We start from the raw sequence: 10,526 nt of genomic DNA, 5'->3' as shown, positions 1-10,526 counted from the left end.
ACTCTCCGGGCTTTCCTCCGGGCTTCTTCCCTTCGGTCTTGCGTTTCCGACTCTATCAGACCCTTTTCAGTGTCCGACCCCCGGTCGAAGCGGGGTCGCTTTCCAGTTCCACGCTTTCGCGTTTCCCTTTCCGGCGAGTCCGACTCTATCAGATCCTTTCGGGCCTGATTCCCAGTCAGCGGGTTTCGTCCTCCCGGCCGTTGAGCCGTTCCGACGAGTGAGACTTTAGCGGAATCGTGGGCTCCGACGCTAATCGGGGTCGCGCTCCTTCGAACGCGGATTCCTCATTTCGCAAATGCGCACAGAAGGTCCGGCGACAAGTGTCGCCGACCGAATGTGGTTACTGCGGAATGGTTGTCCGGGGACCGACGGATCGGCGCTCACGTCGGACAACTCGGAGAACCTTACGGATGCGGGCGTGTCGTGTCAACCCGCGGCTGGTCAAGGGTCAGGTGGAAGGCGAGCCGGTAGTCGCGGGGGCTGGTGGAGAGCTGGGCGGCGAAGTGCTGGCGCATGGTGATCTCGCTGCCGAAGCCGGTGCGCCGGGCGACCTCCGGCAGGGGCAGGTCCGTCTGTTCCAGGAGCTTCTGGGCCGCGGCCACGCGCTGGGCGATGAGCCAGCGGAGCGGGGTCGTGCCGGTGGTGGCCCGGAAGTGACGGGCGAAGGAACGGGGAGACATGCCCGCTCGTGCGGCGAGCGCGGCAACCGTGTGAGGTTCGGCCAGATGGGCCAGGGCGTGGGCGCGCACCGAGGCGAGGGCGTCGGCGTCCCGGTCGGTGTGGAGGGTGGGGTGCTCGATGAACTGGGCCTGGGTGCCGGTGCGAAAAGGGGCGGTGACCATCGAACGGGCGATCGTCGCGGCCGTCTCGGCACCGTGCGCCGTACGGACGAGCTGGAGGCAGAGGTCGATCCCGGCGGCGGTGCCGGCCGACGTCCAGATGTTGTCGTCCTGGAGGAACAACGCGTCACGTACGACGGTCACACGGGGGTGGTGGGTGCGCAGGAGGTCGACGAGGTTCCAGTGGGTGACGGCCCGGCGTCCGTCGAGGAGACCCGCCTGGGCGAGGGTGAAGGCTCCGCCGCAGAGGGCCGCGACGGGGATCGCCCGGGCGTGGGCGCGGCGCAGGGCTTCGAGTACCGGTTCGGGCGCGGGTGTCAGGTGGTCGTCGAGACCGGGGACGACGACAAGGTCGGCGCGGGCGAGCCAGGCGAGGGTGCGGTCCGGGGTGAGGGCGAGCCCGCCGCGCAGGGGGATGGGAGCCGGGTCGGCGGCGGTGCGGCGCAGATCGAAGAGCGGGACACCCCGATCGGTGCGGTCCACGCCCCAGACCTCGGTGATGACCGAGACGTCGAACGCGCGGACGCCGGGGAAGGAGACGAGTGCGATGCGGGGACGCGGGGCGGGTGGGGACGTCGACATGGTGGACATGGTGGCAGCAAGCCATCGGTCGATGGCTTTTTGACCTCTGGGGCATGGGGGCGCGGGGCGGCAGGATCGTTGCCATGGAGACGGAAACGGCGAGGAAGAGGGAGCGGGAGACGATGGCGACGGGGACGGAAACGGGGCCGGTGACCAGGGGGATGCGGATCGCGGGGGACGCGGCGTTGGTCGTGGTGGATGTTCAGGTGGGCTTCGAGGAGGTGGCGTACTGGGGGGCGCGGAACAATCCCGGGGCGGACGGGAACATCGCGGGGCTGATCGATGCCTGGCAGGCGACCGGGCGGCCCGTGGTGTTCGTGCGGCACGACTCGCCGAAGCCGGACTCGCCGCTGCGCGTGGGGCAGCCGGGCAACGACTTCAAGGGGTACGTGGAGGAACGGCGGGGGAAGGGGAGCGGGCCCGAGCTGTTGCTGACGAAGTCCGTGAACTCCGCGTTCCACGGCACGCCCGACCTGGCCGAGTGGCTGGACCGGACCGGAGTGCGGCAGGTCGTGGTGGCCGGCATCCAGACCAACATGTGCGCGGAGACGACGGCGCGGCTGGCGGGGAACCTCGGGTACGAGGTGTTCTTCGCGCTGGATGCCACGTACACCTTCGACCTCGTCGGGCCGTGGGGCTGGCGGCTGGACGCGGATGAGCTGGCGCGTGCCACCGCCGTGTCGTTGCACGGCGGTGGGTTCGCGACGGTGGTGCGCAGCGCGGAGCTGATCGAGGCCGCCGGGTAGGGGCGGCCTCGATCACTCGCTCAGGGGCTTGTTCAGCCGTTGCCGGAGGCGAGTTCGCGGCTGCGGTCGCGGGCGGCTTCGAGGGCGGCGATGAGCGCGGCCCGTACGCCGTGGTTCTCCAGTTCGCGGATGGCGCTGATGGTGGTGCCGGCCGGGCTGGTGACGGCCTCGCGGAGTTTGACCGGGTGCTCGCCGCTGTCGCGGAGCATCACGGCGGCACCGATGGCGGCCTGGACGATCAGTTCGTGGGCCTGGGCGCGGGGCAGGCCGAGCAGGATGCCCGCGTCGGTCATCGCCTCGACCAGGAAGTAGAAGTACGCGGGCCCCGAACCGGAGAGCGCGGTCGCCGCGTCCTGCTGGGACTCGGGCACCCTGAGCGTCTTGCCGACGCCGCCGAAGATCGCCTCGGCGGTCGTGAGGTGTTCGGTGGTGGCGTGGCTGCCCGCGGAGATGACGGACATGCCCTCGTCGACGAGGACGGGGGTGTTCGGCATGACGCGCACGACCGGGGTGTTCGCGGTGAGGCGGTCCTCGATGAACGCGGTGGTGATGCCGGCCGCGGCGCTGATGACCAGGCGGTCGGCGGTGACGTGGGGGGCGAGTTCGTCGAGGAGCCGGCCCATGTCCTGGGGCTTCACCGCGAGGATGAGGATGTCGGCGCGTGCGGCGGCCTCGGCGTTGTTCACGGAGTCCACGCCGTAGCGGCTGCGGAGTTCCTCGGCGCGTTCGGAACGGCGGGTGGTGACCAGCAGGTTCGCCGGACGCCAGCCCGCCCGGATCATGCCGCTGAGCAGGGCCTCGCCGATCTTGCCGGTGCCGAGGACGGCAACTGTCTGGGTCATGTGGTTCGTCCTCCGGGCTGTGCTCTTGGTTCTCGGTGCGGGGCGTGCGGGGTATGCGGGATATGCGGTGCGTGCCGGATGTGTGTGTCGCGTCGTCATCCTCGCATCGCGGACGGGAGCCGGGCCGGGCGGACCGCGACGGCCAGGTCGACCACGTAGCCCTCCTCGACCGTGCCGTCCGGGAAGAGTTCCGCGAGCAGGTCGTGCTCCCGTGCGAGGAACCTCCGCGTGGGCTCGTCACCGCGGACGAGGAAGGCGGAGTGGCTGCCGAGGTTGGCCAGGTGGGTGTCGAGGGACACGCGCCGCGTCCAGGGCACCGAGCGGTGCGCGAAGTCGAGCGCGGAGGGCAGGTCCCGGGAGCGGACCGGTGATCCGTGGGCACTGTCCCCGGCGCCGAGGAAGCTGCGCAGGCGGGCGTCCTGTTCGACGATCCACGGGAAGGAGTTGTCGGAGACGTTCCACCAGAGGGCGAGGGCACCGCCGGGGCGAAGGACGCGGAGTGCCTCGGGGACGGACCGGTTCGGGTCGGTCCAGTGCCAGGACTGGGCGTACGTGAGGAGGTCCGCCGACGCGGTGGCGAGCGGGAGGCGGTTCCCGTCTCCGCGCACGACCGGTACGTGCGGGAGTGCCCGGCGCAGTTCGGCGGCCATGCCGGGGCCCGGTTCGACCGCGACGACGCGGGCTCCCCGGTCGTGGAGCAGCCGGGTGGCGATGCCCGTACCCGCGCCCACGTCGGCGGTGCGGGCCCCGCGCAGGGGGCGGCCGGCCAACTCCTCGACGGTGTCGAGGAGGGCGGGCGGGTATCCGGGGCGGGACGCGGCGTACTGGGCTGCCGCACGGTCGAAGGAGAGCGCGCGGGCCGGTTCCGGGGCGGAGGCGGTGGTCTCGTCCGGTTCCTCGGTGCCGTCGGCTCCGGAGGGAGGCACGGGAGGGACGGGGGGCACGGGAGGGACAGGGGGCACGGGGGGCGTGGAGGACATGGGTGCATCGTGTCGTGCGCGGGTGCGTCCTGTCCCATGAAAAAGCGGTGTCCGCTCCCGTGGGAGCGTTGCCCGCCCGACGCCCGGGGCCGGCTACTTCCGCTTCGGGCGCTTGCCCTTGGCGGACCTGCGGGCCGCCGGGTTCCCGGTGCGGGCCGAACGGCGCTTCTCGTAACGGGCCAGTGCCGTCTCGTACTCCGTGCGGCGCAGCCCCTCCCCCGGGGCTTCCAGGAACGTACGGAGGAAGTAGGCGACCAGCGAGCCGATGAAGCCGATCGTCTTGAGCCCGCGCAGGCTCGCCTCGCGCGCCGGATCGGCGGGCCGTCGGCCGAATCCCGCCCAGGTCCTGCGGAAGGCGACGGCGCTGCAGATCGCGAACATCACGACGACCAGGATGCCGACGGCGTTGCCGACGTCGGCGATCTCCAGTCCCTGGTAGGCGAACCGGAGCACGAAGCAGGCGGCGACCGTCGCGACCAGCGAGCCGACCGCCGCCCCGGCCCGGCGCAGCCCGTAGCCCCCGCTGTGGTCGACCCAGGTCGTACCGAAGAAGAGGAGGGGCTCGGGCCGCGGGCCGGGGGTGCCGGAGCCGGAGCCGGTTTCTGCGGACGCGGCTCCGGCAGGGGTGGCGTCGGGGGCTTCGCTGTTCTCGCTCACGAAGTCGATTATCCCCGGGCCGGTCCGACGCCCGGCGGAGCGCCCGGGGCTCCGTGCTCCGCCGGGCGCTCCGCGCCGGTCAGTCGCAGCGCGGGGCGATGTAGCCGTCGCTGCCGGTGTGGACGTAGGCGTCCGACACGAACTGTCCGTTGGCGATGTTGTCCCAGATGTTCGAGGTGCCGTACGGGCCGGTGACCCGCTCCCCCGGCTTCTGGCAGTAGACCGGGACCTTCATTCCGTACGGAAGCGTCCTGACGATGCCGTACTGGGTGCCGGGGCCCCTGCGGACATTGACGCGGTAGCCGGGTGCGATGGGGTACCGGAAGACGTCGTCGCCCGCGAGCGCGGTGACGTCCGCCGCTTCCGCTTCCGCTTCGGTGGTCGTTTCGATCTGCTCGTCCATGGCCATGAGGCCCTCCCCCGTTGAGAGTCGATGTCTACGACGCGCAGGCTACAAGCCCCATCCGCATCGCACGCATCATCGACTAGGCTCCGTGCGTCGCGCTTGCGGACGAACACACGGGGGTGGGCGATGCCGCCGCTGCGAGGTGCCGGGGCCAATCCGGAAGCGGAGCATCCGGAGTACGCCGGTCAGTACCGCCTTGAAGCCTGCCTCGGCGCGGGTGGCATGGGGGTCGTGCACTTGGCCCGCTCGGCATCGGGGCTGCAGCTCGCCGTCAAGGTCGTGCACGAACGCTACTCCACCGACCCGGAGTTCAGGGCCCGTTTCCAGCAAGAGGTCGGGGCGGCGAGGCGGGTCAGCGGTGCCTTCACCGCATCGGTCGTCGATGCCGATCCGGACGCCGCACGGCCCTGGATGGCCACCCTGTACGTGCCCGGTCCCACGCTCTCCGACCAGGTGAAGCGGAACGGGCCGATGGTCCCCGCCGAACTGCGCAGGCTGACGGCCGGTCTGGCCGAGGCACTGCGTGACATCCACCGGGCCGGGGTGATCCACCGCGATCTCAAGCCGAGCAACGTGCTCCTCCCCGACTCCGGGCCCAAGGTGATCGACTTCGGGATCTCCCGCCCGTACGACAGCGATCTGCGCACCGAGACGGGCAAGCTGATCGGCTCGCCGCCGTACATGGCGCCGGAGCAGTTCCAGCGGCCGCGTGAGGTCGGGCCCGCCGCCGACGTGTTCGCGCTGGGCTCGGTGCTCGTCCACGCGGCGACCGGGCGGGGGCCGTTCGACTCGGACAGTCCGTACATCGTGGCCTACCAGGTGGTGCACGACGAGGCCGATCTGACGGGGGTGCCCGAGGACCTGGCCCCACTGATCGCGCGCTGTCTGGCGAAGGATCCGGCGCAGCGGCCCACTCCGGGCGAGGTCATGGCGGAGCTGCGTCCTCCGTCGTACGACGCCGCCTCGTTCATACCGCCGCAGCGGCGCCGGACGGCGGAGGGGCGTGCCGGGGGCACGGAGGGGGATCCGGCCGCGCCGGGAACGGGCGCCGCCGGTTCCGGGGCGGGCCCGGCGAGCGGGTCCGGGGCCGACGCCGACACGCATGTGGGCGCGGATGCGGTCGGACCGGACGGGAAACCGGAGGGGAAGGCGGGAGCGGGCGGCTTCCGGCGGAAGCGGAAGCAGTGGCTGGCGGTCGCTGCCGCGCTGGTCGTCGTGGGCGCCGGTGGTGTGTGGGCGGCCGGTGCGGTGGACGGCCCCGGCGGCCCTGACGAGTCGGACGGCCCCGGCGACCCGGGCGGGGTGAAGGAACCGGTGGCGTCCGCGCCGTGGCGTACCGCGCTCCCGGCCTCGGGGAGTTCCACCCCGGCCTGCTACACGGCCGGGGGCGGCGAGGAGGGTGCGGGGGCTCCCGACGCGGGCCCGGACGCGAGCGACGAGGGGGACGGCGGCCCGTCCGCCGCGTTGTACTGCGCCGCGGACGGTGTCGCCGCCGCCCGGCTGGATCCCGCGGACGGCCGGGTGCTGTGGTCCCGCCGCACCGCCGGAACCACCTCGGCGACGGGCGCGGTGTCGGTCTCCGGCGGGCTGGTGCAGACGGCGGTGCCGGGCCGGAAGGTCCGCGCGTACGACCCCGTCAAGGGTGAACAGGTCTGGGAGGCGAGCCTGTCCCCGTATCTCGGCACCCCCTTCGCCGCGGGTGACACGCTGCTGCTGACCGCCGAGGACGGCACGACCGAGGCACTCGACTCCGCGACCGGTGTGTCCCGCTGGCGGCACGCGCTCGCGGGGCACCGGCGCCCCGACTACGCGCTGTACGACGGCGGATCGGGGCTCGCCTACGCCTTCGAGCACTCGGCCTACGGCTCGACCACTCTGGTCACCGCCGTCTCCGTGCAGTCGGGGCAGCAGGAGTGGCAGCGGCGGCTGGACGGCATGCTCACGCCGGTGGGGGTCTCGGGCGGGGCCCTCGTGCTGACGTCCATGAACGGGGACGCCCAGACGGTCGGCATCGTCCGCTACGACCCGGAGTCCAGGCGCGTCGCCCGTGTCGCGCTGCCGTTCCGGATGAACGAGCCGGAGGCGGTGGTGGACGTGGACACCGCCTATCTGCTGGCCCGCGGCGGAACCCTGGTCGCCGTCGACCTCGCCCCGTCCGGCGGCGACGCGGTCCGCTGGCAGCTGGAGACCGCGGCCGGGCGGACGTCGGCGCCGGTCCTCGCCGCCGGGGACCGGCTCTACTTCTCGGCGGCGGACGGGCGGCTGCTGGCCGTGGACACCGCGCACGGCAAGCTCCTGGGGCAGACGGCCCCACGGTTGCGGGACGGGAAGCTCACGTACGCCTCGGAACTGCCCGCGCCGGTCGCCGTCGGCCGGAGCGTGTTCGGCACCGCGCCCGACGGGTCCGTGTTCGCCGTCGACGGCGAGGACCCCGCTCACTGGTGAGAGCGGGGTCCTGGGAGCGGGGTCCGTGTTCGCCGTCGCGGTCGTCCCGGTCGGGGTCGCGTCGCGGTCGTCCCGGTCCGGCTCGTGTCCGGGCGGGGAAGGGCGGGGGGGCGTCAGCCCAGCTTGGACACGTCCCGCACCGCGCCCCGGTCGGCGCTCGTCGCCATGGCCGCGTAGGCGCGCAGGGCCGCGCTGACCTTGCGGTCGCGGTTCTTCGGGGCGTACACGCCGTTCAGCGCCTCGCGGCGGGCGGTCAGCTCGGCCCCGGACACGAGGAGCTCGATCGAACGGTTCGGGATGTCGATCCTGATCCGGTCGCCGTCCTCGACGAGCGCGATCGTGCCGCCGGACGCCGCCTCGGGCGAGGCGTGCCCGATGGAGAGACCGGAGGTGCCGCCGGAGAACCGGCCGTCGGTGACGAGGGCGCAGCTCTTGCCGAGGCCGCGGCCCTTCAGGAAGGACGTCGGGTAGAGCATCTCCTGCATGCCGGGGCCGCCACGCGGGCCCTCGTAGCGGATGACGACGACGTCGCCCTCCTTGATCTCCTTGCGGAGGATCTTGTCGACGGCCTCCTCCTGCGACTCGCAGACGACCGCCGGGCCCTCGAAGGTCCAGATCGACTCGTCGACGCCGGCCGTCTTCACGACGCAGCCGTCCTCGGCGAGGTTCCCCTTGAGGACCGCGAGGCCGCCGTCCTCGGAGTACGCGTGCGCCAGATCGCGGATGCAGCCGCCCGCCGCGTCCAGGTCGAGGGTCTCCCAGCGCTCGGACTGCGAGAAGGCCGTCGCGGAACGGACGCATCCGGGGGCCGCGTGCCACAGCTCGACGGCCTCGGGGGACGGGGAACCGCCGCGGACGTCCCAGTCCTTCAGCCACTGGGCCAGGGAGTCGGAGTGGACCGCGTGCACGTCCTCGTTGAGCAGCCCTGCGCGGTGCAGTTCGCCCAGGATGGCGGGGATGCCGCCGGCCCGGTGCACGTCCTCCATGTAGTACGTGCCGCCGGGGGCCACGTTGGGCGCCACCTTCGACAGGCAGGGGACACGGCGCGAGATCGCGTCCATGTCGCCGAGGTCGTAGTCGAGCTCCGCCTCCTGGGCCGCGGCGAGCAGGTGGAGGATCGTGTTGGTGGAGCCGCCCATCGAGATGTCGAGCGCCATGGCGTTCTCGAACGCGGCACGGGTGCCGATGGAACGCGGCAGGACCGTCGCGTCGTCCTGCTCGTAGTGGCGCCGGGTGATCTCGACGATCGTGCGGCCGGCGTCCTCGTACAGCGCCCTGCGGGCCGTGTGCGTGGCGAGGACGGAGCCGTTTCCGGGGAGGGACAGGCCGAGGGCCTCGGTCAGGCAGTTCATCGAGTTGGCGGTGAACATGCCGGAACAGCTGCCGCAGGTGGGACAGGCGTTCTCCTCGATGCGGAGGATGTCCTCGTCCGAGATGTTCTCGTCGACCGCGTCGCTGATCGCGTTGACCAGGTCGAGCTTGCGGACGGTGCCGTCGACGAGGGTGGCCTTGCCCGCCTCCATCGGCCCGCCGGAGACGAAGACGGTCGGGATGTTCAGGCGCATCGCGGCCATCAGCATCCCGGGGGTGATCTTGTCGCAGTTGGAGATGCAGATCAGCGCGTCCGCGCAGTGCGCCTCGACCATGTACTCGACGGAGTCGGCGATCAGGTCGCGGGAGGGGAGGCTGTACAGCATCCCGCCGTGACCCATCGCGATGCCGTCGTCGACGGCGATGGTGTTGAACTCGCGCGGCACCGCTCCGGCGGCCTTGATGGCGTCGGAGACGATCCGGCCGACCGGGGCCAGGTGGGTGTGGCCGGGGACGAACTCGGTGAAGGAGTTGGCGACCGCGATGATCGGCTTGCCGATGTCCTCGCTCGCTACGCCCGAGGCCCGCATAAGGGCGCGGGCGCCCGCCATGTTGCGGCCGTGGGTGACAGTGCGGGACCTCAGCTGGGGCATCGTCTCTCGCTCCTTCGACATGAAAAGACTGTTTCCGAGCGTACGCCTCCGGCTCCAAGATCTGGACGCCGTGTCCGGTATGCGGGACGCCGGGGGCGGGGGACGGCGGGCCGGCTCCGGGTCTGAATCCACGTGGTGCCGCGCGGGGCGGCGTCAGGAGCGCGGGGGCGGGGCTGCGGCCAGGAGTACGGGGGCGCTGGTCAGGAGCGCGGGGCCTCGGTCGCGGACGACGCCAGGTGGAGGCGGGTGAACGCGAGCGCCTCCGCCAGGTCGGCCTCGCGTTCGGCGGTGGACATGGCGCGGCGGGTATTGACCTCGATGACGACATGGCCGCCGAAGCCGGTGCGGGCCAGGTGCTCCAGGAGTTCGGCACACGGCTGGTCGCCCCGGCCGGGCACCAGGTGCTCGTCCTTGTTGGAGCCCTTGCCGTCGGCGAGGTGGACATGGGCGAGCCGGTCGCCCATCCGCCCGACCATCGCCATGCCGTCGGTGCGGGCCGTCGCGGTGTGCGAGAGGTCCACGGTGTAGTGACGGTAGTCGTCGTGGGTGACGTCCCAGTCGGGTGCGTAGGCGAGCATCTCGCGGTCCCGGTAGCGCCAGGGGTACATGTTCTCCACGGCGAACCGGACGTCCGTCTCGTCCGCCATGCGCCAGATCCCGGTGACGAAGTCGCGCGCGTAGCCGCGCTGCCAGCGGAACGGCGGATGAACGACCACGGTCGTCGCCCCGAGCTTCTCCGCGGCGGCACGGGCGCGCCGGAGCTTCACCCACGGATCGGTGGACCAGACGCGCTGTGTGATCAGCAGGCAGGGCGCGTGAACGGCAAGGATCGGCACCTGGTGGTAGTCCGAGAGCCGTCGCAGGGCCTCGATGTCCTGGCTGACCGGATCGGTCCACACCATGACCTCGACACCGTCGTAACCGAGACGCGCGGCGATCTCGAAGGCCGTCGATGTCGACTCCGGGTAGACCGAAGCCGTCGACAGGGCGACCTTCGCATCCGGGATGCGCACCACTGGTTCTGCCACTGGAACAGCGTACGGGCACGGATACGCCCCGCCGAGA

Annotated in this window: 9 protein-coding genes; 2 read left to right on the top strand and 7 right to left on the bottom strand. The window is 72.0% G+C overall.

Annotated features, from left to right (window positions below):
* Positions 1-404 precede the first annotated feature (404 nt).
* Positions 405-1,421 (bottom strand): GlxA family transcriptional regulator, encoded by a 1,017-nt coding sequence (locus tag ACF1CT_RS24540; RefSeq protein WP_391786064.1) that lies wholly within the window; start codon positions 1,419-1,421, stop codon positions 405-407.
* A gap of 161 nt (positions 1,422-1,582) precedes the next feature.
* Between ACF1CT_RS24540 and ACF1CT_RS24535 the strand changes: the two genes are divergently transcribed.
* Entirely contained in the window at positions 1,583-2,167 is a 585-nt protein-coding gene (locus ACF1CT_RS24535) for a cysteine hydrolase family protein (RefSeq protein WP_391786084.1), read from the top strand.
* Between the two features lie 32 nt (positions 2,168-2,199).
* Here ACF1CT_RS24535 and proC read toward each other — a convergent pair whose 3' ends face one another.
* The 4 genes from proC to ACF1CT_RS24515 all read right to left on the bottom strand — a co-directional run bounded on the left by proC (position 2,200) and on the right by ACF1CT_RS24515 (position 5,055).
* Complete coding sequence (gene proC, locus ACF1CT_RS24530) at positions 2,200-3,009, bottom strand: pyrroline-5-carboxylate reductase (RefSeq protein WP_391786063.1); 810 nt, start codon at positions 3,007-3,009, stop codon at positions 2,200-2,202.
* A 95-nt stretch (positions 3,010-3,104) separates the two neighbouring features.
* Positions 3,105-3,989: a class I SAM-dependent methyltransferase gene (locus ACF1CT_RS24525; RefSeq protein WP_391786062.1), complete on the bottom strand. Its 885-nt coding sequence runs from the start codon at positions 3,987-3,989 to the stop codon at positions 3,105-3,107.
* A 93-nt stretch (positions 3,990-4,082) separates the two neighbouring features.
* The gene (locus tag ACF1CT_RS24520; RefSeq protein ID WP_391786061.1) at positions 4,083-4,646 is read right to left on the bottom strand and encodes a hypothetical protein; all 564 of its coding nucleotides are present in this window, start codon (positions 4,644-4,646) and stop codon (positions 4,083-4,085) included.
* Between the two features lie 79 nt (positions 4,647-4,725).
* A complete protein-coding gene (locus ACF1CT_RS24515) occupies positions 4,726-5,055 on the bottom strand; it encodes an SH3 domain-containing protein (protein WP_391786060.1) in 330 nt (109 codons plus the stop codon).
* Positions 5,056-5,178: 123 nt separating this feature from the next.
* Between ACF1CT_RS24515 and ACF1CT_RS24510 the strand changes: the two genes are divergently transcribed.
* Positions 5,179-7,497 carry a serine/threonine-protein kinase gene (locus tag ACF1CT_RS24510; RefSeq protein ID WP_391786059.1) on the top strand — a complete coding sequence of 773 codons (2,319 nt, stop codon included), beginning with the start codon at positions 5,179-5,181 and terminating at the stop codon, positions 7,495-7,497.
* A 113-nt stretch (positions 7,498-7,610) separates the two neighbouring features.
* On the opposite strand, the gene ilvD is transcribed toward ACF1CT_RS24510, so the two are convergent.
* Entirely contained in the window at positions 7,611-9,461 is a 1,851-nt protein-coding gene (ilvD, locus tag ACF1CT_RS24505) for a dihydroxy-acid dehydratase (protein ID WP_391786083.1), read from the bottom strand.
* Between the two features lie 200 nt (positions 9,462-9,661).
* Positions 9,662-10,489 carry a sugar phosphate isomerase/epimerase family protein gene (locus tag ACF1CT_RS24500; RefSeq protein ID WP_391786058.1) on the bottom strand — a complete coding sequence of 276 codons (828 nt, stop codon included), beginning with the start codon at positions 10,487-10,489 and terminating at the stop codon, positions 9,662-9,664.
* Positions 10,490-10,526 lie beyond the last annotated feature (37 nt).

Source organism: Streptomyces sp. NPDC014734, from assembly GCF_043083325.1.
In the GTDB taxonomy this organism is placed as follows: Bacteria; Actinomycetota; Actinomycetes; order Streptomycetales; family Streptomycetaceae; genus Streptomyces.
This window is presented reverse-complemented; position numbering and strand designations above follow the sequence as displayed.